Here is a 24,962-nt window from a genome sequence, read left to right on the forward strand (position 1 = left end):
CCATGCTTTTTAAAATTACTTGTTCTTCTTAACTGACTCGGCTGCATCAATTCCGGCTAAGCGACCCGAAATATATGCAAAGCCCAAAGTACCGCCTTCAAAATCAACATAAGCCTTACCATACATGCCTGAAGCATCGGCTCCTGCGACATATAAGTTAGCAACTGGTTCTCCGTTTGGCGCTAAAGCACGCATTCTTTCATCAATTGTGGCACCGCCTAATGTACCAAGATTGCGGGCAATAAACTTAACTGCGTAAAATGGTCCCTCTTCCACCGGAATCATTCGCTTAGTATCAGAGAAGAATAGATCATCTTCACCTTTGTTTTTGGCTTCATTATATTGTGTAATCGATTTTTGCAGATTATCAGGATCAACACCCATTTGTTCAGCTAATTCTGCGATAGTTTGGCCAATAAAGACAACATTTGTAGAAGCCAATTTGTTTAAAAGACTTGTAAAATCAGTTTTTTCGTGTTCACGTTTAATACTTTCGTCGGTATCAGTCGGATAATTGAATTCCATATAGAATTCACGCTTATTCTTCCACTTACCGTAGTGATCTTCAATCGCAACCGTGCCGCCTTCCTTAATCTTGTCAAGCATCGCTTGATCCAAAATCACAAATTCGGTTTGCTTAGGCTGCTCTGATAATTCCGCACCGTGAACTGCAAAATCCAAAGCATGAGTTTCACTAGCATAGCGCTGACCACGATTATTAACCCGTAAGTTAGGAAAATCTGCTAAAGCATTTAATGGCATCCAATTCGGTCCCACTAACTTGGCCATAGCGCCAATATCCTCATTGCTGAAAGTTTGCCAGAAATAGTGAGTTGAACCATTAATATGACGAGCTGTTCCAGCATCCCAAGCCATGTTCAAACCGTCCCCAGTATTTTGTAGAACCTGACCTTGGGTACTGACATCACCCAGATATTGCTTGCGCATCTTGGCATTACCGCCAAAGCCACCTGTTGCAATAATTACTTTCTTAGCATTAACTTGTAATTCTTGATCGTCACCTTGCGCAATTAAGCCAACTACCTTACCATCATCATCTTGTAATAACTTCTGCCCTGCAAAGCCGAAGTACATTTGTCCACCAAGAGATTTAAACTTTTCAATCAGTTTGGTAACGGCTTTTGTACCACCTTCTTGATAACCATGCAAAGTTGCCGGCATGCCAATATGATCAAAACTGCCACCTGTTCCGGCATCAACCAACTTCATAATTGCACCATTTTCATTGAGCCAGTCAACTGTTTTGCCAGATTCATCAATAATTCTGCGTACTAAAATTGAATTCATATAGCCTTGTGACGCATCCATATATTCATCATAAAGCCACTTTTTAGAAACGACTTGGTCTTGATCTTTTTGTTGCTGACTATCACCGGCAAACATCCCGCCGGCAAAGGTACTGGCACCTAATGGCGAAATTGTCTTTTCTAAAAGAGCAACACTAACGCCATGTTGTCTAGCAGCAAGTGCGGCAGCTACACCGGCTCCACCAGCACCAACAACCGCAACATCAACATTAATGGTTTTCTTAGCACTTATATTGGTCTTAGCACCATTAGCTTTTAGTGCTTCAAAGTCAACATCAGCTTTTGTTAAAGCATTTTTAACTCCCTCGATTATTCCACGTGATGTTTCGGAAGCTCCAGAAACGACATCCACATCAACATCCTGATGCGCAACAATTTTTTGCGCCATCTTCTTGAAGGCATTATCGGCCAAACTTCCGGGTGCATATTGATCAAGTGCCTTAACGCTAATAATTTGATCTGAGCCCACTTCGACCTCAAGGTTAATTTGACTTTCCTTGCCTTGACCGGAACCAGTGTATTTACCGGGCTTAGTAGTGATTTTTACCATAATTAAAATCCTTCTTAACTAATCAAATAACTTATTTACGACGACGTGCATCATTTGCGTCTGGCAAAATAGCCATAAAGATGATAGTAATAACAAAGACAAGCCCCTGAATCATAAAGGTTAAAGCATAATTTCTACCAGCAATTGCTGAAACGATAACCGGAATACAATATGATAGAAGCAGTGACACAGTCCCAACTAAACCACCTGCAGAACCAGCATACTTAGGTCCAATTTCTGGAAAAGTAATTGGCAGTGACTGCATAATTGGACCTGTAATGGCACCAAATAACCCGCCTAAAATTAAGGCAATTGTTAGTGGCATGCCGATTGGAATATACCAGGTCATGGCAATTAATAATCCACCTAAGAGCGTAACTAACATCATCACTGGCTTAGCTTTTCTCGCTTTATTAATTAAGGCTGGACCAAAAAGTGAGCCACATAAACTACCAATTGTACCTACCGCTGCAGCCATTCCGGCGCCGGCTGGAGTCATTCCCCGGGCAACAAATGCTTGTGGCAGAATTCCTGAGAAGGCTTCACTAGCACCCATCCCGCAGCCAACTGATAAAGCAACTAGCCAAGTCTTTTTACTACGTGCAGCAGTCTTGAAAAATTCCATTGAAGATTCTGCTCTATCTTGTTTAACTGCCTCTGGAGGAAGTTCTTCACCTGCTGGCATATCCTTAACAAATAAGACCCAGCAAATAGTTAATACCAAAAGGACGCTTGATGAAAAAATATATGCCGCTTCAACACTTGGAAACATTGGACTGGTAACTTGTGACAACATAATTCCAATGCTGGCAGAAGCAAAGAAAACTCCCATCGCCAAATTAGTATCCTGCTTAAACCATGTACCAAAAAGTTTTAATGTATTAGCATTTAATAATGCCATGTATACTCCAAAAAGTAATAACATAATCATCATCGTTACAAAGTTATGTGCAATTAAACGACCGTATGCACCAAGAACTGAAATAACACAGCCTATCGCAACAATCTTTTTGGCTCCAAATTTATCAGCCAAAGAACCAGCCGGAATGCTTAAGAATACGGCAATAAGCATTGGTGCCATCAATAAACTTGAAAATTGTGCTGGTGAAATATGTAATTCTGGCATAATTTGAGTTGCCAACGCTGAAATTTGAAATTGAATGTAGCTACTGATTGCATCTAATAATGCGGCAATGGCTAAAATTATCCAGCGATAATTTGAAAGCTTGGGCATTTGTCTTTCATCCATCATTTTTAAAACTCCTTTTTAAATTAAACTAATTTTCTGCTGCGAATTGACCGGCTAACCTACCGAAAGTTTGGGCGTGACTGCAAGTTAAGCCCGGAACACGGTCTGGATATGAACCCCAGAAAAAGCCGCCACTAGCATTACCCGCTGCATAAAGATGCGGAATTGTGTTACCATCTTTATCAATCACTTCCATCTTAGAATTGATCCGTAAGCCATCAAGCGTTGCAAGAAGACGTCCCCCCATTATGACACCATAATATGGGCCATGTTCGACTGGGTATAATCTGAATTTTTCTTTGCCAAAATCGGTATCTACACCTTGCTTACACATCTGGTTATACCGTTTAACTGTTGCGACCAACTTGTCTTTTGGTAAAGCTAATTTTTCAGCCAGTTCTTCAATCGTATCGGCTTTTTGCACCATTCCATCATCAATTCGCCGTTGAATTTCGGCTTTATTTTCTTTAGTATTATAAATACCAGGCCAGCCTAAACGTGAGCAGCCCTGTGTATCAAATTGTGCTAAGTGATCCATGGTATCTTCTGACCAAATCTGAGCCTCAAGATAGCCCGGCTGCTTCGACATTGCATTAATATCAAATTGATAAGGGACACTTTCGTTACCAAAACGTTCACCTTTCAAATTAACCTTAAGTAGTGGATATGCTCCCATCCAGAAATATCCTGGTCCCTTAAAGTCAATTTCATAATGATCTTCAGCCTTTGTACCAACCGGAACTGCACCACGATCAAAAATAATTTCAGCTGGTTCTTCATCACGTGCAGCACCAACTTTTAAGCCGGCTAGAATTCCTGAACCATCATCTCGTGGTCCATCAGAGTAGACATTCTTCTTGTAACCAAGCGGATTCCATTTCTTCATTAAATCAACATTGCCGCCATAGCCGCCAGTACAAATAATGACACCTTTATTAGCATTAAACTGAGTTTTTTCACCACTAGCACGATCACTCGTAATGACACCAGTTACGCTACCATTATCATCAGTGACTAATTCCTCCATCTTGGTATTATATTTAATGGTTACGCCTAATTCTTGCGCTTTATTGAGTACCCATTCACCATAATGAGCCCAGCCATTATCGGGAGTAGCAATCGCTAATTCGGTATTGAAAGCCGTATTAACTATTGTTTCGTAATAAGCATCTTCTTGCGGACGTAAAATTCCACCATTTGGTTTTAAAATATTATCTTCTAGCCAATTAGCTGTTTCATCAGCATGATTGGCCCAAGTCCAAAGCAATCTTTCATCAACATTATCTTGGAAGAAAAGCGTTAAAAAATTCATTAATTTAGCTTTATCTACCTTGATGCCTGCTCTTTGTTGAGCGTTACTGTTAAGTGCCGCAAAGAAAGAACGGAATAAGAACTGGGAGCTGCCAGATTTATCAATTAACAAAACTTTGGCACCCTTTTCAGCAGCAGCACATGCTGCCATTGCACCAGCGTTGCTGGCGCCGGCAATAATCACATCATAAGTACTTACCATATTTATCCCTCACTTTTAATGTAACTTTTTTTATCGCTTTCATAATACTATGGATTAAGTGAATCTTTGCACTAAATTTAGAATTGAAGATTACTAAATGGAATGCTGACGATTAGCTATCTTTACCAACCAACATAAATAAGCTTGTGAATCAACGTTTTAGCGCCTTTCACAAGCTTATTTCAGTTTACTATTAATTTGTGTATTATTTATTATTTTGATTTAAATACTCATTAATTGCTAACTTTAATGTTGTAATTACTTCTTTTAAAACAGAATCATTGGTAAAAGATTCCATATAAACAATACCATATGGGGAAATCTCATGATAATCAATCGGTACATAAGTAATATCATCGGCACGGTTATCAGCAATAAAGTTTGGGATAATCCCATAACCCCAGCCAGCTTTAACATAAATGTTCATTGCCAAAAAGTCCTGGACAAACTTAATATGTTCCATACCCATGCGATTAATTAGTTCGTTTTGAAAATTCATTTGAACATTCAAAGAACTATTAGGATCAAGTAAGAAAAGTTCTTCTTTTTCCAAGTCATCTAAAAGAAGCCGTGACCTTTGAGCTAAACGCGAATTAGGTGGACAAGCCAAAACCACCCTGCCTTGAATTAAAGGTGAAAAATGAACATCATCCACAACATTAACATCATCTCGGGCAATCGCACATAGATCAACATGGTGATTGAGTAATTCACCAATTGAATTATTTAACACAAAGACAAATTGGATATTAAGGTTACTTTGTGCTGCTCGCAATTTTTTCAAAAAAATGGGCAAAACCTTTTGTTCTAATGGCGTATCGCACACCCCAATTCGTAAAAGTGTTTCTGGATCATTCTTCTTACTTTGTAAATATGCCACTGTATAATCCATATCATCGACAATGTTGCGAGCAACACGATAAAAATACTTTCCAGCATCGGTAAGAGAGATACGGTGATGGGCACGATTAATTAGCGTTACACCAATTGTATTCTCTAAATCTTTAATATTTTTGGAAACAGCCGATTGAGAAAAGTTCATTCGCTCTGCCGCAATCGTAAAGCTAGAATTATCTACTGCCTTGATAAAACAGCGTAACTGGGTAAAATTCATTCTTTTATTCTCCGCAATTGCCAATTGACTAACATAAAATTATTTCACCTTAATTATAAACTTTAACCATTCAAAAAGACCATTGTTGCCAACGGTCTTTTTTAAACTAATTACTAGTTAATTTGGTTTAATGCATCTAAAACTGCATCCCGTAATCCTCGACTTGTACTAGAAGCACCTGAGACTGCATCAACATCAACACTATTATGTTCAACCATTTCCTGAGGTAAAATATTAATCGCTTTTTGCCCATAATCCGCTGATTCAGCTTGTTTTAATACCTCAATTTGTTTCAGATTTTTCTGTTTATCAGCGGTAACTCGTACAACAATTTCATCACCCATTCCACGGCTTGAACGACCAATATATTGGTTTTCACCCGTTGGATAATTTTCTGTTTGTATATCTGAAGTTAAATAACTTGCTTGTTCTGATGCACCGCTTGCTACATCAGTTTTATTGTGTGATTTTGGCTTTGCTGCATTTTCGCCAGCAATTTTACCCCAAATCAAACATTCTGCCAAGTTTCCACCACCTTGATATTGATTAGCACAAATTCCGCCCAATTCACCTGCAGAGTACAAATTTGGTATTGGATTACCTTTAGTATCCAAAACTTCTGCTTTAGTATTTCTTCTTGGACCACCTTGGGTATTAAGCATGGTTTGTTCCATTTTAACTGCAAAAATTTTACTGCCAACAAAGGCACGCATAGAGTGCGGATCACGGTGAAATTCGGGATCATTTTGTTCATTTGCTGCCTTATTAAAGCGATCAACTGTAGTTTGCAAAATCGTAGAATCAAGCCCAATTTTTTCAGCTAATTCACTAACTGATTCGGCCATAATTACATGATCACAATATGGTTTGTACTCACCAATAATTGGATCGTTATCCAATTCTTGCTTCTTATTTTCATCAAAAATCAAATATGGATGGTCTTGATTCATTGGCACTTTCCATTGACCATGATTTTTAATATGACCATGTCGATGTATTTCAGTTTCATTAAAGTACCTAGTACCATCATCACCAACAACAAACGTAGCACCATGATCTATGATTTCTTTTTGCTTGGCAGGCATTACTCGCCCGCGCTCACCTCTTGGAACAGCAAAAGTCATTCCATGAAGTACGCCACCAGATTCAAAATTATGCATATGCCAAAGATCTCCGCCAATCTCTTGCACCATTCTAATGCCATCGCCTTTATTATATAGTGTACCTAACGGAGCTAGTTTGGTTGCACCCAAAAAATCTTCAATCATTCTTTGATTATTTTCAAAACCACCTGTAGCTACAACTACACCATTTTTAGCTTGGATATTAAGCTTTTTCCCATCATGTTTAATTACTACACCAGTAATTTGTTGATTTGCAGGATCTTGAATCAATTCAAGAGCTGGAGTTTCATATAAAACATCAATTTTATTGTGTCTTTTGACTACCTGTTTTTTTAAGATATGCCACAATGATGCATCAAATAATCCTTTGTTGACAGTTGTAAAATCATAAGATTCTACTCCAGTATATTCTGGATACTCTTCAAATGAATCTCTAAGTTCTGGAGCATATTCACGAACGCTCCAAGGTTTTACACCTAAGTAGTTAGATACATAATTAGGCATATCAACCATCCCCTTAACAAAGGTATCAATCATATCTTCATCAAGTGACATTGGTCTTGTTAATTTTTGATAATACTTTTTAGTTTTATTAAAGTCTTTACTGGTTCCAATTGCTTGAGCTGAATAGCGAGTATTACCACCTTCATGACCCTCCGGTGCCGCATCCACTAACAATACTTTAGCACCGTTATCTGCTGCAAATCGAGCCGCAGTTGCACCAGCACCGCCAAATCCCAATACAACTACATCGTAATTAGCTTTCCAAATAATGCTATTTTGATAAGTCATGGTAAACCTCCTATAACTTCTTCAATTGTAATTATGTTAAGCATATCACAAATATGTAATAAAGATTTCAATAAGCAATTATGAATATTAATAAGTCTATTATTTTAATAATATAGCATAAAAACTATGAATAAGTTGTTAACTACTTACTTTATATAGCCCTCGAAGCAAATAATCGCTCACCAACAATGATGAGCGATTTTCAATCAGTTATTAAGATATTTAGCCAGTTTTTTACCCTTTAATCCAGCACTAAGTCCAACCAACAACTTGATTCGAGCCTTAGGACCCGTTAGTCCGCGACAAAAAATAATACCCATTTTTGCTAAGTTGACGCCGCCACCCTCATAGTCATAAACCGGTTCGGCTATTCCATTAAAGCAACGTGAAACTAACACTAACGGGATATGATTATCAAGAAGTGACTGCAAGACTGGCAATGTTTGTGGTGGCATATTACCCGCACCTAGCGCTTCAATCACAATTCCATTAGTCGATGAATTATTTAAAGCTTGTAAAAGCTCTGACCCCATCCCTGCATATGCCTTAACCAAAAAGACCCGATCGACAACATGATCAATTGGCAAATGCGGCAACGGTTTAATCGTTTGCACATAATTAACGTGACCATCAGAGACGATTCCAATCGGCCCAAATGTTGGCGTACGAAATGTTGCCACATTAGTCGTATGTGTCTTGGTTACATAGCGTGCCGAATGAATTTCATCGTTCATCACAACAACAACACCTTTACCTACCGATTCCGGTGAACTAGCGACAATCACTGCAGTACGAAAATTATATAAACCATCAGTCCCAATTTCATTTGAAGAGCGCATTGCACCAGTTAAAACAACAGGTATTTTACTCGAAATTGTTAAATCTAGAAAAATTGCTGTCTCTTCTAAAGTGTCCGTTCCGTGCGTAACTACCGCACCAAAAAAACCCTCTTCTTCTGCTCGCCGAATTCTTAATGAAAGTTGTAACATATGTTTAGGATCCATGTGGGGAGATGGCACATTGAAAATTTTCTCTGTCACTAATTCCACTTCACCTTGATTATTTAAAGACAACTCTGCAAGTGGATTTTGCTTGTTCGGTTTGATATTGCCTGACTCATCTTCTGACATTGAAATCGTACCACCGGTGTGTAATACAAGAATTTTCTTAGACATAATAATACTCCTACTTAGAAATAAACCATGTATTTATTACTCGTATTATAACTGATTATGATTCTTAAACAACATAAAAACAGTCAGCTTTATTCGCCATATACTTCTTTAGCAAGATCAAAAGCAGACCATGCCTTCGGCCATCCACAATAAAAGGCTAGGTGGGTGATTAATTCAACCATTTCTTCTTTGGTGACGCCATTTGTTTTCGCCATTCCCATATGAGCTTTTAATTGTGGAAAAGCACCTTGTGCCATCAAAGCGGCACAAGTAATTAAGCTGCGATCACGTGCTGGCATTTCTTTTTTGCGTGACCAAACTTCACCAAATAAGACATCATCATTTAATTCGGCAAACTTAGGAGCAAATTCACCTAAGTTATCACGCCCAGCAGTTTGTTTTTTCATTATTAATCCTCCAATTGTTGATAATCTTCATCAGTTACTGGCTCAAGCCATTCAGGCGTACCGGCAGTGATTGCCAAATGTGAAAACCAACTATCTTTAGTTGCTCCATGCCAATGTTTAACACCATCATGAACCACAACAACATCACCGGGATGAAGCTTACGGGCAGGTCGACCTTCTTCTTGGTACCACCCTTCACCAGCAGTTGCTAATAAAATTTGAAAACCACCATTGTGCTTGTGCCAGTTATTACGGCATCCCGGTTCAAAACTAACATTTGCCACACCAACATTAACTTTAGGATCAGCAACCAAACTTTGTAGATAGCTTTGACCAATAAAATATTTTTGATATGCTTCGTTTTTATCGCCTAAAGCAAAAAGACCATTTTTTACCTCATCTTCATGATTATTCATTTTGATTTTTCTCCTTAATTCGCTTCAAATATGCCGCAAAGGTTTCATCATCTGAAATTGTCCGGTTTTGCTTTTCTTCGTACCAGTCAATTTTTTGATTTAATAACTTAATATTGTCAGTTAATTCCTCTAGCTGGCGCATTGCATTTTTCTGCACTTCTTTTAATAACGCTAGCCTGCTTGGAATCGTCCCATCACCTTGAGCACGCAAAGCAACATATTCCTTTAATTCGGTAATTGTCATTCCTGTGCCCTTCAAATGTAAGATAAATTCAAGCCATGACCGATCAGCATCGGTGTAAAAACGTTGACCAGATGCATCACGCTCGGGGGCTAATAGACCTTCTTGTTCATAATAGCGTAAAGTTGCTGGTGGTAAGTGTGTCAATTGACTGAATTGTCCAATATGATATCTTGCTGCCGTCTTCATTAGCTTCACCTCTTACATTATTAAGATAGCCCTTAAAGTACACTTTAAGTCAAGTGCTTTTATAAAAAAAGAAAAAATTAAAAGGATTAACCCCAATAAATATTAGGTGTCAGTCTTTAATTAAGAATTATATTTATACAACCATATAATAAGTTTAAATAATCTTATGCTTTTATAACAAAATATTATATTCTATTTTTAAATCGTTAAATTCCTAGTATAGTAGGACTGATTTCAAGCTTATATCTATAATTTAATCTAGCTTTGTTTTTACAGAATGTTTCAATACAAAAAAGACCACCTAAAAATTTATTATAGTGGTCTTTTGGGTATTAAAAATTATTAGAAAATCAGGTTAATCATCCAATTTTTCTTTATTAACTACATTTAATTTATCATCAAATGTGTAAACTACTGGTTCACCAGTCTTCATTTCCAAGTTCATAATATCTTCATCAGAAATATTTTCGATGTACTTGGTTAATGCGCGAAGTGAATTACCATGAGCAGCAATAATGACATTCTTACCAGCTAATAAGTCTGGTGCAATGTGATCTTCCCAGAATGGCATTACCCGTCCTAAACAAACCTTGAGGTTTTCAGTCCGTGGAATGATGTTGGGGTCAAGATCAGCATAGCGGCGGTCATGTACTTGACTAAATTCTGAATCATCTTCCAATTTAGGTGGTAAAACATCGTATGAACGACGCCAAATGTGAACTTGCTCGTCACCATACTTGTCTGCAGTTGCCTTCTTGTTTAAGCCTTGCAAACCACCGTAATGACGTTCATTTAATCTCCATGATTTCGTTTCTGGTACCCAAAGTTGATCACTTTCGGCTAATGCATAATGCAATGTCTTAATGGCACGAGTTAAAACAGAAGTATAAGCTTGGTCAAACTTTAAGCCATGCTTTTTAAGCAATTTACCTGCGTTCTTGGCTTCTTCAACACCTTTATCGGATAGGTCAACATCAACCCAACCAGTAAACTTGTTTTCAAGGTTCCATTCACTTTGACCGTGACGAATCAAAACTAATTTTGACATGAAATATCTCCTTTGCAAATTAAAAGTTTCACTTATTATTTTACACATTTACATTTTGTTTTCATAGAGTTTAGAACCAAAAATAATGTTTTAATTGCCTAATTTAAGCTACAATAGAGAAAGTAATGATTATCAGAAAGAGAAAAGTTCATCATGATGAAGTTCAAAAAATTATTTCTCGGTCTTGCAACAATGACCGCACTATTTACCGGTGGTTGTTCACAAGCAAAAAAGCAATCGGAACCGGTTTTAACAAAAACTGCCGCAATCAAAAAAGCCCAACAGACTTTCAAAAGTGGTCAAGCCAAGCAATTAATTGATCTTAGTACTGATACAGCTAGTCAGGTTATTACAAGTTCTTATACCTTTGGTGGCAATCCCACTGTTTTTCACCTTAATTACCAAACTCAAGTTAAGGACAAAAACAATAATATCGAAGAATGGATCAGTAATACTAACAAAACTTATATTAATGGGCAAAGTAATTGGTATTACTCGGACCTTAAGCAAATGAGCGGTCATTCATACGCCGATTTACTTGACGCAATCATGAATAATAATTTGCTAATGAACCCGCCGCAAAAATTAGTTAACGCTTATAAAATGAAACGCTCCGGCAACACCTATACATTGACGGCCACAATTACCGACCCTAAAATTATGCGCGAGGCAGCCGAACCGATTTTACTTACTAATACTCAAAGTCAGCGGCAATATCCCACCTACCACAAGTTAGTCAAAGCCGGCAAATATAAGAAAATGGACGTCAAACTCGTAATTAAAAACCAAAAATTAGCAACATTTAATTACAAAGTTAATTTACAAATAGGCAAAATGTTCCAAATGAATATTGGACAGAGTTATGCTAATATGCGTAGTCAAGATTTTCTCAAGATACCGAATAATGTTTTAACGGCAAAACCACTGCCAAAGCAAAAAAAATAACTATCAAAAAACGCCTAAGTTATAAAGTTAACCCCGAAATTGATTTTTGGTCTAATCCAAAGGGTTAACATCTTTGACTGTCTTCTTTTTATTATTAATCAAAGTGAATCTGGCTTCATTAAAAAAACATTACCTTGAAACTCAAGGTAATGTTTTTTTGCTATAATTATATTTGAATTGAGAGCAAATTGTTTTGAGGGCGGTTAGCTGTTTTTCCTAAGAAAGGAGACAGTGCTTATGGTGCGAAATTCTTCAGAAAGGTTGACAGTCATTGAGCGTTTATCATGCGCTAGAATTAGTGCTAGCATTCGCTACGTTTATTCTCGTCTTGTTGACTTATATCGACAAGCACAAGTAAACAAAAAGACCGTCCCAGCAAAACTTTGGCAGGTTATGGGATTGGTCTTTTTGATTAACTTATAATTTGCCAACCGCCTTTAAAGCGGCTGCTTGAAATTCAGAAGAGAAGTCTTGTTTGTTCAAGGCTTCTTTTTCTTACAATCATATTGTAGCACGTTTGGCTTTATTTTATGCAAGAACTTGACTGCGTTATTGCATATTTTTCTCTATATCGTTTAACTGTTATTCGGCTAATACCTGTTAATTTTGCTACTCTTGTATTGTTAGTGCCTTTTTTATCCAACGCAAAAGCATGTTGTAATTGGGGACTATTTTAGAATATTTAGTTAATTTTGATGGTTAGCTTTACTGTAGCTTTTTTCTTTGGCTTTTTTTCTTTTTCATTTCATCACCTCCTTACATATTATGTAATGCACACTTTTGGTAAATTGTTAAAAGTTAGTTTTATGTAAAATTTGTAGGCAATTCAAGTAAAAGGATTTTTCTTCGTGACATCGAAAACATTTCTATCTGGGGCAACAAACCAATATGTTGCCTCACTCGTAGCATCAACAAAGGCGTCCACACAATCAATTTGGGCTCTTTCAAGTTATCTTGACAATAAGATTGTTGTTGAAAGCGGAAACGGTTATGATTGTAAGTGTGAGATAGTAAATTTCTTAATGGAGGTTTAATTATGAAACTAGGAATTATTGGTAGTGGCAAAATTGTGCATGATTTTTTACAAACCGCAGATAAAATCACTAATTTAGAATTGACCGCAATTTCAACAACCAAACGCAGTCAAGCGATTGCACAGGACTTGGCACAAAGATACGGTATTCGTGATGTCTTTGACGATAATGCGCAATTATGTAGTGATAATAATGTTGATACTGTCTATGTTGCCGTACCTAATTCATTACATTATGAAATTGTTAAGCAGGCAATTATGGCAAACAAAAACGTCATCTGTGAAAAGCCATATGTTGAAACGGTAGCCGAGGCTGAAGAACTTAAGCAACTTGCTGATCAGCATAATGTAATCATCGTTGAAGCAATCACCAATTTACATTTGCCCAACTATCAAGCAATTAAAACGGCACTAGCCCAAATTGCTCCAATTCACATTATTTCTCTTAACTACACCCAATACTCTAGCCGCTATGATGATTTTTTAGCAGATAAGATTGCACCTGTCTTTGACCCTAAAAAAGACGGGGGAACTCTGATGGATTTAAATATTTATAATATTCACTTGGCTGTTGGTCTTTTTGGTAAGCCCCAATCCGTTCAATACTACCCTGTTATGCAAAAAAAGATTGATACTTCTGGCATTCTGAATCTAACCTACCCAGATAAACAGGCTGTATTAGTAGCATCTAAGGACTGCTACACTACTCCACGTTCCTTTATTGAAGGAGAGAAAGGAACAATCCATTTTGATGGTTCTACCGGAGTCCTTAATTCCTTTACAATCGAACTGCGTAATGGTGACACTCAGCGTTACAATTATAATAAGTTTCTGCACCGGATGGCTAGCGAATTTACTGACTTTGTTAAAATTATTGACCAACATGATGTTCAGACTGCCAATATGCTATATCATCACAGCATTAATGTAATGGATGTCTTGGCCCAAGCAAAAGCCTCCGTCAATCATTAACTTGTAAGTTTGCTTCCTTTGACCAGTTTCAATTTTGGAGATTGTTGATTTAGCAACATTAGCCTTTTCAGCAATTCTCGCTTTACCAAGATAAACAAAAGCTCACCATTATTCTTTTGGCTTGATCACGCCTTAGACTTTACCCAATATAACCGCATAGCCTTAGAATTTAAAGCGGGCTAAGAGTTATATCTTAGGCAACTTTTAAATATTCAAGATTCTGCTTATCAGCACTGTACTGCTAAAGGTCACATCAGTCATTATTTATCAGAAAGACTGGGGCGATTATTAAACATGTTACAACCAAAGGCTTATACTTTAGACATTAATGATAAAAATAAATCTATTCAAGGAATAGTGGTTATCCCAGATAAATTTATGTATCAACAAATAAGGGGAGTAATAAAAGCAAGTCATTTAGAGTGGTAATTCTGAAAAAGTGATATTGAATACATCTTAGATTATGTAATTAATCCTAATCCTCAATAGCTTAAAAGGATTGATGAAATTTGGGGTAAAGATAATGAGTGATCGAATTGCTAAATTAATTAATTGTTTGAAGACACTCTTGATCGAGCAGTAGCCTTCAAACAATTAATACTCAAACAACAGCAAGAACTGTCTGACCTTATCAAGACAGTTTGGGCTATAATTATTGATAGTGAGGTAAAGAATATTGGATTACGAAGATAAGTTTCACTTAACAGCAGAAGAAAATAGACGATTTGCTAAAACGAATCTAACCAAGCTCGTTTTTACCAATTCACGTTTTGAAGGTTTAACTACGACTATGCCGCAAACTCAAACAATTATTGACGGTTTGGGAGTTGACGGTGTATCGATTGACGATATTAATACGATTGTGCAGCTAAAAAGAGGTTGGCAATTTATAATTAATAATAAAGAGCCTTTAACTTTAGCAACAGAAAAAAAAATTAATGCAATTGTTGCTCGTGATAGTGCCGCTTTCCCTGGTTACTTACGAAACGGAACTGGCGGTGTAAGTACCTATCGAGGTGATTTTGAACCGCCAATAATTGACGAACAAGAGCAAGAGCATTATTTGAATTCAATTTTAGCAAGTAAGCGCACCACTACCGATAAGGCATTGACCATTATGTATCACAATATGCGTGAGCAGATGTTTTACGATGGTAATAAACGGACAGCCACAATTGCTGCTAATAAGATAATGATTGATAACGGAGCAGGGCTAATTAATGTACCGCTAGATTATTGGACCACTTGGCAGAAGATGTTAGCCGATTATTACTTTTCCAATGATATGACAAAATTGAAAGATTGGACATATAAACATGGTATTCAAGGCATGGAGCCTAATTTACGTGCTCGTTCACAAAATGTTGGTAAAGAAATTTCTCCAGATGAACAAGCAAAGAATCTTTCGGAATTTAAACACTTTAGAGACACGTTAGATGATGACGGATTTGGATTATCATAATTAGCATTAGCAACACAAACAGCCTAACAGAAATGATGTGACCACTAAAATTAGGCAATGTCATTAAGTTAAGCAATACTCTTTATTTAAGAACTGCAATTTTTTTAAATTGTAGTTCTTTTTTAGGTGATGCTGGTTAAAGCTAGGTAGATATTACCAAAAATTGAATAGCGTTTAGGAATTTAGAACTCAAATCAACGGCAAAAGTCATATCATAGCTCCATTATTATAAACTATTAGAATTATGATTGCTTAGATAGGGAAAAGAATGCAAGCAAAAAGCCCAGTTATAGTTAATTAACTGAGCTTTTTGGCCTAACTTAATGACATTGCCTAATTATAGGGTTCAGATTAAGGATCGCATTTTTATCTAAAATTAACTGCCTTCACAAATTGTGTTGGACTAATGGCGTAGTAGCGCTTGCCAGCAATTGTGACTTGACCACCGTAAGTCCGAATGCTGTGGTTGCGTAATAATTTCGGATCAGTCGTACGCCGACCCGCAGTATCGTAAGTATAAGCATTCCGAGTTAGTATACGCTTCTTGCCAACAATGTTACTTGCGACAATATATTCATTATCTCCTATTTGCAAATACTGCTTACCTTTAATCAACTTCGCAGCTGTCACCGTGACAGTTGTGCCAGCGGTTTTTAGTCCTGAATTGGTACGTTGACCAGTTGCATCATAAGTATAAGCATCATGCATCAAGGTCTTATTACCAGCTGGCAGTTTAGAAGTAGTATCTTTTCCGGCACCAACATCACTTTGCCCAGTATCAGTAGCCGAATTGTTATTGCCAGCATCTGGCTTAGCGCCAGTATCAGCTCCTTGCAAGTCGTAGTAATACTTGACCAAAGAATAAAATTGATCCATCGAATAGCCCCACTTGTTAAAGTAACCATCAGGGTCAGTATGATTCGTTCCGCCTAAAAAGCGCGAAACGGCATGGTGCGACCAGATTGTGCCGCTGCCTGTGTTGCAGGCATTAGATGGCACAAGATTATAGCGATGCAAGAGCTTAGCCGCATAGATTGCGTCATTGTTGACACTCTTAGCAAAGTTATCCCTAGTGTTTTCTTGGCAAAGTTCAATTTGAATAAATCGATTATTGGCATTGGCACCAGCACCCCAAACACCATAGTTGGGCGTCATCATCTGAATAACTTGTTGACTGTCAACAAAGGCGTGAACGTAGGAATACATGTTCATCCACTCACGGTTGAAATAAATCGCCTCATTATAGGCTGATGCACCCGGTGTAGCCGTTTCATGAATAACAATTCCTTCAGGTTTACCTTTGCGATAATATATCTTATTACCATTGGCATAAAACTTATTGTATTGAATGTTCTGTGTTTGCAACATTTTATTCAAAAAAGTTACACCAACATAACTGTTTTGCTTAGCTATTGAATTAATTGATGCGGCTTCTACCGCTTGACTTTGATTTGTTTGATAAATAGGAGCAACTAAACCTACCCCGATAGCAATAGTAGTTATTAGTTTTTTGAGCTTCATTCTAACCGTTCATTCCTCATTTCTGCTTAGCAGCCTTAATGCAAGCTAAAAGTTTGCTTGCCTAATATACTGGTTAACTCCGATACGATAATATTTATTACCGTAAATTGTAATTGCCGAGCCAAAGGTAGCAACTGACTTACCTTTCTTCATTATGCTTTGATTATCACGATTGCCGTAGTCATTATAAACATAAGAGTTTCGCTTTAACAGTTTCATCGTCCCATCAATATTGCCACTAGCAATATAGTGGTTTTCACCAATGCGGTAATACTTCTTACCATTAATAGTCTTGGTACCATAAGTTGCAATGATCTTGCCATTACTATTAACCTTTATGGCTTTCATGCCATTAACCCGTTCGCCTTTATTGTTATAAACATAAGCAGTATGCATTAAAGTCTTATTGACCTTCTTATCGTCTCGCGGCGCTTGGGCAGCTGGTGGTAGTGCACTGCCAGTATCTAAAACTGTGCCATTAACCCAGCCTTTGCCGGCAATATACATCCGCTTACTACCGTTATAGTAAGTAATTGTCTTGGTAACTGTAATCGAATCACCTGCATTGACACTATCCGTCTTAGCCGATAGTGAATGATCCGTTGGCCAAGCATAGGTTGCCGCATTCTTTTTGACAACATAAGATTTACTATCATTAGAAATCTGCGGGTCATATTGCGTTAAATTGTAACTGGTAATCCGATTATTTAAAATGCTGTCGTAATTATTCGCCGTTGCGTAGGTTCCAGTTAAGGCCTTCGTCGCATCAGTATAAGAAGCCGCATTTTCTAACCATGCACCTTGATAGCGATCTGGTTGCCAAGTAACACCTTGGCGTAATTTCTTACCATTATCATCAAAAGATTCTTGATAAGTATTATATTTTCTAAACTTGGCAACTACATAGTAGCTCTTACCGTTCTTATCTTCTTCGCGCGTCTTAGCCGAATATGTCTGACCCGGCCAGCTGTCATCAGCCTTCATACCAAATAAGTTATTGGCATTTACCGCCAAGCCAGATTGCCCCCAATTAGATTCAACAATTGCTTGCGCAATCATGACAGATGGATATAAACCATACTTCTTGGCTACTTTCTGTGCCTGACAAGCAGCCGTGTCTAAGAATGCAGTTTCATTTCCCTGCGCTGCGGATACTTGTTGAACTCGCGCTGGCGAGTTGACAATTAAGTTGTTGGTAACCGGTATTACGGCTGCAGCTGCTAAAACAGCCGTAGATAAACCAGTGATTAGTCTCTTCTTCATAAATGTATTTTCCTCCTTAATCGACACTTTCATTGTATCGAGCTAGCTGTGGATAAACAATAGCTTACTTTTAATTGTAGTCAAAAAGTAATATTGTCTAGCTTATATTACAAATAGTAATCTATATTTCTAAACTATGTTGAAGCTTAGTAAGTAGGTGGCGTTTAATTCGCTGAAGCTGTCCTCTGCTGATACCAGTTTCTTGAGCTAAAGAAGTAATCGTGTTATTTTCTATCAGATGACGATAAAATAACATAATTTCTTCTTCTGACATCTGTTTTACCTCATTTTCAAGTTCTAACCAATTATTTAGATTGCTTATTTGCCCAATTCCTGCTTCCAAAAGAAGAGGTACCTCACGAGCACAATGCACCTGCTCTTGACGCAACCGGTCAAGCGTATGCCAAATAATCTTGCCAAAAGCTTTGCGATCAATTTCTGCACGTACCAAATTCTTTTCTTGTTGCAATATTGACGCATAAACGATAATTCCTTCCTGAAAGAGATCATCATAATTACTGTAATCTAGGCGAACATGGGCTTTTTTCAATGCTCCACGGACTAATTTCTGGTTACTCCAAGCGAGCATAAAACTTTCTTTACTAATCATTAGTTGTGACATTCCTTTTCGTAATTTTGTCACAAGCGCTTGTGCACCTTGAGATTATCAGTCTTAGCGTTAAAACCAAAACCGGCGTTAATCACTTGCAATTACTTAGTAATATAATAATTGTAAAATAGCAAAAAAATAAAAATACTGCTAATTATTGCGCCATCCTAAGTCAATTCTGGGGAAAAAAAGATGAAAAAAGTTGCTAATGCAATCAATATAATGTATCAAGGCGGCAACTAAAATGAAAGATGGGATAATCTGCCTGTCTTAAAAAGGGTAATTCGTAGTAGTCACTTAATTCGTTAATATACCGTAACTGTTTTTGTTGCAACAATTCCATGACCGCATCCTTCAACTGATGATCATCGGTGACAGGACTGGGGAAAAAATAATCTGCTTGATCAATTAATGATTGACCTTTGGGTTGCTTAACCTGCCAGCCAAGGGAATCTTGTAAATGAGTATGGATCAACTTAAAGAGAACGTGGTTGTAGGTTAAGCTGCGTGATAATTGTGTACCGATATAGCGACTGCATTGGTCGAAGATAAAGCAATAATTGTAATCTATTGTTTTGAAAGCCAGACTGGAAATACTTAAATCGCTCGCATCCACCATTCGGTGTAACGCTATCCAGTCGATATTGCCCCGATTATAACTGCGTGTTGAAAAATAAGCTAAACGCCCAGTCGCAATAACATTGCTGCCCCGAAAATTAAATCTGCGAGCTAAATATCTTTGAAATTCTAACCCCGCAAGCAGATTACGCCGGCTAAATGCTGTAAAAAGAGCACTGCTGCTACGTCGACTTAAGACAATTCCCTTACGACGATCAAAAATAACACTCTTATATTCACCAAGAAGAGGCTGATGTTGAAACTGATAAAGTACCAGAGTATCGGGGTTAATACAATAGTCAGGATCTGTAATCAAATACTGATCAAGAAGCGTATCCTTTCCTATACGCTCACGTATTAGTGTTTTGGACCACTTTCTATACTCTGCTTTTAAGGGTAAATTCCATTGGCTATTTTCTTTACGCACAATTAACCATCCTTTCATTTTTTATAGTGCATAATAAATAATTATAGCGCTTTCATTATGACTTAAAATGCCAATGTCTTTGAAAAAGCAGCGTCTAGTATTCAAAAATTATCTTAATAATTTCATGAGATGTTTTTTAGCAACCAAAAAACGGAAACGATCATTCGTTTCCGTTTTGGTAATTAATTATTTAATTGGATAATTAATTAAAAGTTAGCAACTTTAACGTATTGCTTAGCAGGACCACCGATACGGTAGTATGACTTGCCGTTCTTGAACTTGTAAGGAGCACCGTAAGTAGTTACCTTAGCACCCTTCTTCAATACACGACGGTCAGCACGCTTGGTGCTGGTCTTGTAAACATAAGCGTTATGAGTCAAAGTACGTGAAGTACCATCAATGTTGTCAGCCATTACATATTGGTTGTCACCAATCTTGTAAACCAAGCTACCATCAGCTAACTTAGTTGCGTCACCGTAAACATTTACAGTAGTGTAAGCAGCTAAAGTCTTAGTACCAACACGCTTGTGGTTCGCATCGTAGATGTATGAATTGTGCATAACCTTCTTAGCAACTGCAGGAGCTGGCTTGAATGAACCGTCAACGTATTGACTTTCTACGTAAAGGTCGGAGTCAGCACTGTTAATTCTAGTGTATGACTTGTCACCAATCTTGATTGCGTCGCCAAAGACAGCAATAGTGTCGCCGTTCTTAACTGTAGTCTTGGTATCAGTTACAGTGTTACCGTCAATCTTGTAAACTGGGACATCACCATTTGATTGAACAGTCTTGTAAGTAGCACCCTTAGCACCAACAGTCAACATGAAAGTAACTTTAGTAGTCTTCTTATCAGCATTAGTTGCAGAAACAACTACTGGATACTTACCAGCAACCTTAGTGTTAACTTTACTTACGTCAACGTTTAAGTCCAAAGTAGTCTTATTATTTTCATCTACAGTAGCTGTGAAAGCTCTCTTAATTGAGTTAACATCAACTGAACCATTAAGAGGTACATAATTAATGTTGACTAAATTGTTTGAAGCATCAGTAAGCTTATCAACTTCATCATCGGTCATTGAATAAGTTGCACTCTTACCATTTTCGGTAGGAGTTTTAGTTGAAACTACAGTAGCACCCTTAGTGTAGAAAGTAATCCGTGGGAAAGTAGTGTCCGCTTTATCGCTGTTAGGATCAACAGTAATTACAGCAGTGTTAGTCTTACCGTTAGTAGCATACATGTTAACAGTTACAGGGAAAGTAACAGCTGGCTTATCAAAAGTGCCATTGGCTTTAACCGTAATACCCGCAGCAGTAAGAGCAGCACGAATATCTTGTTCTAAGTTAGTAAAATGACCGTCAGCAGCGTTGTCCTTGGCTGTTACACCGACATCATAACTGCCTGTAATAGCATTCTTGATACCGTCAACACTGTATTGACCTGCTTGAAGAGCTACATAACCATTACTTATTGCTTTCGTATGATCAGTATCTGACTTATCAAAAAGATAAGGTGCTCCAACTTTAGTAGCATCAGCAAGACTAAATTGTTTACTTACTACAGGAATATCTGTAACAAATCCTGTTTCATTAGCTGTTACAGTATATGTTTTGTCATCAATCTTGATAGTGTAGTCTGTATTCTTTTGTAATCCACCAATAGTAATATAAGTTAATGCTTGGTAGTTAATAACACTACCATTGCTCTCCTTTGCATAAAGGTTAGATTGTTCATTAGCTTTATCATTACCTGTAACAGTAAATGCTTTTGTACTACTATTTTGATCTACCTTTACACCGTCGGTACCAACAACTTTATAAACTTTTGCATTTGATACTTTACTGATAGTTGCACCATTTGGTAATGTTGGGTTAGCAAGTGTAACCTTTAAGCTAGATGCAGGGTCACCATCTACTAAAGCATAAGCATTAGTTACATTTAAACTAAAGCTAGCAGTTTTACCACTTATATTGCCTGTTCCACCATCAACAGTGACATTAGAATCAGCAGCAAATACTGGAGCAACACTAGCAGCAGCGACTGGAGCAACAGCTAATAAAGCGGCTGCAGTTGCGCTAACAATTCTTAAATTTTTCTTCATGTGGTCTTTTCCTCCTTGTGTATATACAAAATAGTAATAGGCTATAGGTTCAGTAGTTGAGCCTACATTGTTACAACACTCTTCGAGTCGAATTCATAAGTTTATAACTCTTATGAGGTAGCTCTCCAACTGAAGAACGCGCATGCGTACAGGCTTATTTACCTGAAGCATAGGCTATTACTTACCACATTTCATATTGTACCTGCCTTTAGTATAAATTGCAAGGAATGCAGTTATTTTACATACTTTTGTAATAAACGCTTACACTTTGTTACAAAACCAAATTTTTTCATTCTTTAATAAGCCTAATATGACAAGCATTATCTCTTGTTCACATCTTATCATGACTTAATTAGTTATCTGTTTACCGCTAAATTTTACAGAATAGTAACAAAAATAACTCTTTTTCTACCCAAAAAAGTCACGCCCTTTATAATTAGCGTGACTTTTTAGCGCAATAGTTATTGTTAGCTTAGGAAACGTTTGAGTTCCTTAATTAGGTTAACTAATGTCTGTAAAAGCTTGAGACTAGTTTGACTTATTTTCAGAATGATCGAACACACTAGTAACAGTGCGTTCAACATATGCAGCAGATTGGGGAACCTTATACAGATCAACTCCACCCTTATTAAAAGCATCAGCTTGGGCAATTGTGGTCATTGCACTTTGAACAGCTTCTGCAGTCACATTGTCTGAGGCATCAGGCAACACGATGCTGGTCTTTTTGTTTTCGGAATTTAAGAATACTAGTTGTAACGATTTAGTTGTAGTTGGCATGATTATTTCCTCTTCCTATAAATATCTCTGATATTATTGTCCAATTTGATCCATTGGAACTGCTTGTTTTTGAATCAAGACAATGTCACCGAGCGTATCATTTTGAAGTTGTGCAAGTGCCTTACCGACTTGAGCTAAGCCACTAGCAGTGGCATTCTTCTTAACGTTCTGCATGACGCGGTTCTTGAAGCCCTTATCACCATATTTCTTAGAGTTCAAAAATTTGTATTGAACAGATTGGTCAATTAATTCGAAATTCATTTTTAATACCTTCCTTACTATAGGTTATCTTTTAGTTGTAAGATTTCGGCGCCGATGTCTTACACTATTATTAACGAAATGAATCGGCAATTTGTAACAATTTTTTGGCAAAAATTTGCTAATTAAGCCAAGCAGTCCTCAATAAGTAGTCAAATCAGCTAAAACCATCTATAATTAACTTAGTATTAACAAGGAGGATATATTCCTATTATGAAAAAAACGACGATTGGGACGATTGTAGCAGTGATTATCATTGCTATTGGCGGCGGAGTCTTCTACGCAACCAGGCAATCAACTAGCAACCAAGTTGATGCTTCTTATAATAAAGCAATCACTAGTGGTAAGACCGCTGTCAAAGATAAGGACTATGCCAAAGCCAGCAGCAAGTTTGCTGACGCTTTAGCCATTAAGAAGACAGCGCAAGCAGCAGCTTATAAGGAGCAAGCAGATAATATGCTTAGTGCAATTAAAGCTGCCAAGGCTGGCAAGTACGCTCGAGCACTAACCAAGACTAACAGTGTCATTACCAAAAGCAGCGGTTATAGTGTGCTAATTAGTCAGGGACGCCAATTGAAGAAAACAATTGCTAATGTTCAAGATAATTATGAACACGAGATTAAACCGATTCTGTCCATGGCAAAACAAGCCCTGACTAACAAGCAATACCAGATGGCTAGCGACCAGTACCAGAAAGTGCTGGATTTACCTTATATTGATGGCAAATATTATGCTAAGTATAAAGAGCAGGCACAAGACGGACTTAAGGATGCTCAAAAAGCTGCCAAGACTGGTGACGGTAATAGTTCAACCCAAGGTTATGGTGTAAAATCTGGTAAGGTCAAAAACAACGTGGGCGAAACCGGTAATGCAGGTAAAACTGGTGAAGGTTCGATGGGTAATCACAAGGTGCGCGGCAAGACTGTTACCACTGATCAAATTACCCAATTACGCAAGCGCGTAACTAAATTAGGCTTTGACGGCATGTCATGGAGTCCGCAAGACTTAATCGATCTTTTCCGCAGCTCCAAGCGCACTAGTCCAAATAAAATCACTAAGAGTGACGTTCAACAATATTTAAAACCATAACACCTTAATTAAAAAATCGCCCAAGCGGCGATTTTTTATTTCTCCAATTATAATAACAATAGATAAGATGATATAATTTTATTAACCTTACCCAAAAAGAGAGCTGTTATTTTGCTGAAGCATTAGAATAGTTGCTTTTATAGTCTAAACTCGGTAAAATGACTATTGACTTTCACGTTTCCTATTTTTATTAAAGGAGTGTCCGCTTTGACTGAAAAAGAAAATAATATTAAAGATACAACTAACGAAAATAAACAAGAAAATGACGAAATTAAAGTCGTAATGCCTGAAGCCACTTGGACAACCATGCCGCAAGAGGAGTTCAAAGAACAACCTGAATATCTGCAGGTTTTCACTAACTTTTATATTGCCAAATTCAACCAGCGTGATTTAGAAGTTATGAGTACTTATGATGTTAATTCCAACATGGTTGACATCAATCATTATCTGGTAGATAACATTCACTTTACTCGTAAAGAACTTGTGCGTCATGCCCTACAATACCACGATAATAATTTCCACCAATTGGTAGATGAGATTGTTCACCAAGATCACATTGACCAAGAGTCAATGACTTCATACGAAGACTGGGATAATTGGTATGAAGAACGTCGCAATAATTTTTCGACTTCTTTATCATAATTTGCTTGTATTATCACTTAAAAAAGAACAAAATATATATTTAGCTGAGAATGTCAAATTGACATTCTCTTTTATTTAAAAAATATTGATATTAGTTTAT

General features: G+C 37.3%; 25 protein-coding genes and 1 pseudogene. 7 read left to right on the top strand and 19 right to left on the bottom strand.

Annotation, left to right across the window (positions count from 1 at the left end; genetic code table 11):
- Positions 1–15: 15 nt before the first annotated feature.
- From F5ESL0228_RS07375 to F5ESL0228_RS07420, 10 genes are all read right to left on the bottom strand, one after another.
- Positions 16–1,878: an FAD-dependent oxidoreductase gene (locus tag F5ESL0228_RS07375; RefSeq protein WP_122023338.1), complete on the bottom strand. Its 1,863-nt coding sequence runs from the start codon at positions 1,876–1,878 to the stop codon at positions 16–18.
- Positions 1,879–1,909: 31 nt separating this feature from the next.
- Complete coding sequence (locus tag F5ESL0228_RS07380) at positions 1,910–3,130, bottom strand: nitrate/nitrite transporter (RefSeq protein ID WP_122023339.1); 1,221 nt, start codon at positions 3,128–3,130, stop codon at positions 1,910–1,912.
- A gap of 25 nt (positions 3,131–3,155) precedes the next feature.
- Positions 3,156–4,640 (bottom strand): FAD-dependent oxidoreductase, encoded by a 1,485-nt coding sequence (locus tag F5ESL0228_RS07385; protein WP_122023340.1) that lies wholly within the window; start codon positions 4,638–4,640, stop codon positions 3,156–3,158.
- Between the two features lie 205 nt (positions 4,641–4,845).
- The gene (locus F5ESL0228_RS07390; RefSeq protein ID WP_122023341.1) at positions 4,846–5,754 is read right to left on the bottom strand and encodes a LysR family transcriptional regulator; all 909 of its coding nucleotides are present in this window, start codon (positions 5,752–5,754) and stop codon (positions 4,846–4,848) included.
- 113 nt (positions 5,755–5,867) lie between these two features.
- Positions 5,868–7,670: an FAD-binding protein gene (locus tag F5ESL0228_RS07395; protein ID WP_122023342.1), complete on the bottom strand. Its 1,803-nt coding sequence runs from the start codon at positions 7,668–7,670 to the stop codon at positions 5,868–5,870.
- A gap of 206 nt (positions 7,671–7,876) precedes the next feature.
- On the bottom strand, positions 7,877–8,845 hold the full coding sequence (locus tag F5ESL0228_RS07400) for an asparaginase (RefSeq protein ID WP_122023343.1): 969 nt from the start codon (positions 8,843–8,845) through the stop codon (positions 7,877–7,879).
- Between the two features lie 89 nt (positions 8,846–8,934).
- The gene (locus F5ESL0228_RS07405) at positions 8,935–9,255 is read right to left on the bottom strand and encodes a carboxymuconolactone decarboxylase family protein (protein WP_122023344.1); all 321 of its coding nucleotides are present in this window, start codon (positions 9,253–9,255) and stop codon (positions 8,935–8,937) included.
- Positions 9,255–9,668 carry a cupin domain-containing protein gene (locus F5ESL0228_RS07410; RefSeq protein WP_122023345.1) on the bottom strand — a complete coding sequence of 138 codons (414 nt, stop codon included), beginning with the start codon at positions 9,666–9,668 and terminating at the stop codon, positions 9,255–9,257. The genes F5ESL0228_RS07405 and F5ESL0228_RS07410 overlap by 1 nt, the downstream gene beginning before the upstream one ends.
- On the bottom strand, positions 9,661–10,098 hold the full coding sequence (locus tag F5ESL0228_RS07415; RefSeq protein ID WP_122023346.1) for a MerR family transcriptional regulator: 438 nt from the start codon (positions 10,096–10,098) through the stop codon (positions 9,661–9,663). The genes F5ESL0228_RS07410 and F5ESL0228_RS07415 overlap by 8 nt, the downstream gene beginning before the upstream one ends.
- A gap of 355 nt (positions 10,099–10,453) precedes the next feature.
- Positions 10,454–11,146, bottom strand: a complete 693-nt coding sequence (locus F5ESL0228_RS07420; protein ID WP_122019095.1) for a 2,3-diphosphoglycerate-dependent phosphoglycerate mutase — start codon at positions 11,144–11,146, stop codon at positions 10,454–10,456.
- A 153-nt stretch (positions 11,147–11,299) separates the two neighbouring features.
- Between F5ESL0228_RS07420 and F5ESL0228_RS07425 the strand changes: the two genes are divergently transcribed.
- The gene (locus F5ESL0228_RS07425) at positions 11,300–12,091 is read left to right on the top strand and encodes a DUF6612 family protein (protein ID WP_233553579.1); all 792 of its coding nucleotides are present in this window, start codon (positions 11,300–11,302) and stop codon (positions 12,089–12,091) included.
- Between the two features lie 298 nt (positions 12,092–12,389).
- A complete protein-coding gene (locus F5ESL0228_RS08635; RefSeq protein ID WP_369916878.1) occupies positions 12,390–12,449 on the top strand; it encodes a putative holin-like toxin in 60 nt (19 codons plus the stop codon).
- Between the two features lie 165 nt (positions 12,450–12,614).
- On the opposite strand, the pseudogene F5ESL0228_RS08640 reads toward F5ESL0228_RS08635, so the two are convergent.
- A pseudogene (locus F5ESL0228_RS08640) lies at positions 12,615–12,743 on the bottom strand (recombinase family protein); the annotation flags it as partial.
- A gap of 384 nt (positions 12,744–13,127) precedes the next feature.
- On the opposite strand from F5ESL0228_RS08640, the gene F5ESL0228_RS07435 reads away from it, so the two are divergent.
- Positions 13,128–14,096 carry a Gfo/Idh/MocA family protein gene (locus F5ESL0228_RS07435; RefSeq protein WP_122023349.1) on the top strand — a complete coding sequence of 323 codons (969 nt, stop codon included), beginning with the start codon at positions 13,128–13,130 and terminating at the stop codon, positions 14,094–14,096.
- On the opposite strand, the gene F5ESL0228_RS08645 is transcribed toward F5ESL0228_RS07435, so the two are convergent.
- The gene (locus F5ESL0228_RS08645; protein ID WP_369916879.1) at positions 14,031–14,171 is read right to left on the bottom strand and encodes a hypothetical protein; all 141 of its coding nucleotides are present in this window, start codon (positions 14,169–14,171) and stop codon (positions 14,031–14,033) included. The two genes, F5ESL0228_RS07435 and F5ESL0228_RS08645, sit on opposite strands and share 66 nt — an antisense overlap.
- 219 nt (positions 14,172–14,390) lie before the next feature.
- Between F5ESL0228_RS08645 and F5ESL0228_RS08560 the strand changes: the two genes are divergently transcribed.
- Both F5ESL0228_RS08560 and F5ESL0228_RS07440 read left to right on the top strand, forming a co-directional pair.
- Positions 14,391–14,525: a hypothetical protein gene (locus F5ESL0228_RS08560; RefSeq protein ID WP_255409568.1), complete on the top strand. Its 135-nt coding sequence runs from the start codon at positions 14,391–14,393 to the stop codon at positions 14,523–14,525.
- Between the two features lie 247 nt (positions 14,526–14,772).
- Positions 14,773–15,558 (top strand): Fic family protein, encoded by a 786-nt coding sequence (locus F5ESL0228_RS07440; RefSeq protein WP_369916872.1) that lies wholly within the window; start codon positions 14,773–14,775, stop codon positions 15,556–15,558.
- Between the two features lie 366 nt (positions 15,559–15,924).
- Here F5ESL0228_RS07440 and F5ESL0228_RS07445 read toward each other — a convergent pair whose 3' ends face one another.
- The 7 genes from F5ESL0228_RS07445 to F5ESL0228_RS07475 all read right to left on the bottom strand — a co-directional run bounded on the left by F5ESL0228_RS07445 (position 15,925) and on the right by F5ESL0228_RS07475 (position 23,134).
- On the bottom strand, positions 15,925–17,079 hold the full coding sequence (locus F5ESL0228_RS07445; protein ID WP_122023350.1) for an SLAP domain-containing protein: 1,155 nt from the start codon (positions 17,077–17,079) through the stop codon (positions 15,925–15,927).
- A gap of 45 nt (positions 17,080–17,124) precedes the next feature.
- Entirely contained in the window at positions 17,125–18,342 is a 1,218-nt protein-coding gene (locus F5ESL0228_RS07450) for a glucosaminidase domain-containing protein (RefSeq protein ID WP_122023351.1), read from the bottom strand.
- A gap of 121 nt (positions 18,343–18,463) precedes the next feature.
- Entirely contained in the window at positions 18,464–18,985 is a 522-nt protein-coding gene (locus F5ESL0228_RS07455; protein WP_147441429.1) for a sigma-70 family RNA polymerase sigma factor, read from the bottom strand.
- Positions 18,986–19,166: 181 nt separating this feature from the next.
- Complete coding sequence (locus tag F5ESL0228_RS07460) at positions 19,167–19,997, bottom strand: hypothetical protein (RefSeq protein ID WP_122023353.1); 831 nt, start codon at positions 19,995–19,997, stop codon at positions 19,167–19,169.
- 206 nt (positions 19,998–20,203) lie between these two features.
- Entirely contained in the window at positions 20,204–22,096 is a 1,893-nt protein-coding gene (locus F5ESL0228_RS07465; protein ID WP_122023354.1) for an SLAP domain-containing protein, read from the bottom strand.
- A gap of 528 nt (positions 22,097–22,624) precedes the next feature.
- Entirely contained in the window at positions 22,625–22,873 is a 249-nt protein-coding gene (locus F5ESL0228_RS07470) for a DUF2922 domain-containing protein (protein ID WP_122023355.1), read from the bottom strand.
- 33 nt (positions 22,874–22,906) lie between these two features.
- Complete coding sequence (locus tag F5ESL0228_RS07475; RefSeq protein WP_122023356.1) at positions 22,907–23,134, bottom strand: DUF1659 domain-containing protein; 228 nt, start codon at positions 23,132–23,134, stop codon at positions 22,907–22,909.
- A 210-nt stretch (positions 23,135–23,344) separates the two neighbouring features.
- Here F5ESL0228_RS07475 and F5ESL0228_RS07480 point away from each other — a divergent pair, with 210 nt between their 5' ends.
- Both F5ESL0228_RS07480 and F5ESL0228_RS07485 read left to right on the top strand, forming a co-directional pair.
- The gene (locus tag F5ESL0228_RS07480; protein WP_122023357.1) at positions 23,345–24,220 is read left to right on the top strand and encodes a hypothetical protein; all 876 of its coding nucleotides are present in this window, start codon (positions 23,345–23,347) and stop codon (positions 24,218–24,220) included.
- A gap of 207 nt (positions 24,221–24,427) precedes the next feature.
- Positions 24,428–24,862: a hypothetical protein gene (locus F5ESL0228_RS07485; protein ID WP_122023358.1), complete on the top strand. Its 435-nt coding sequence runs from the start codon at positions 24,428–24,430 to the stop codon at positions 24,860–24,862.
- The last annotated feature ends 100 nt before the right edge of the window (positions 24,863–24,962 follow it).

This window comes from Lactobacillus sp. ESL0228, assembly GCF_003692825.1.
In the GTDB taxonomy this organism is placed as follows: Bacteria; Bacillota; Bacilli; order Lactobacillales; family Lactobacillaceae; genus Lactobacillus.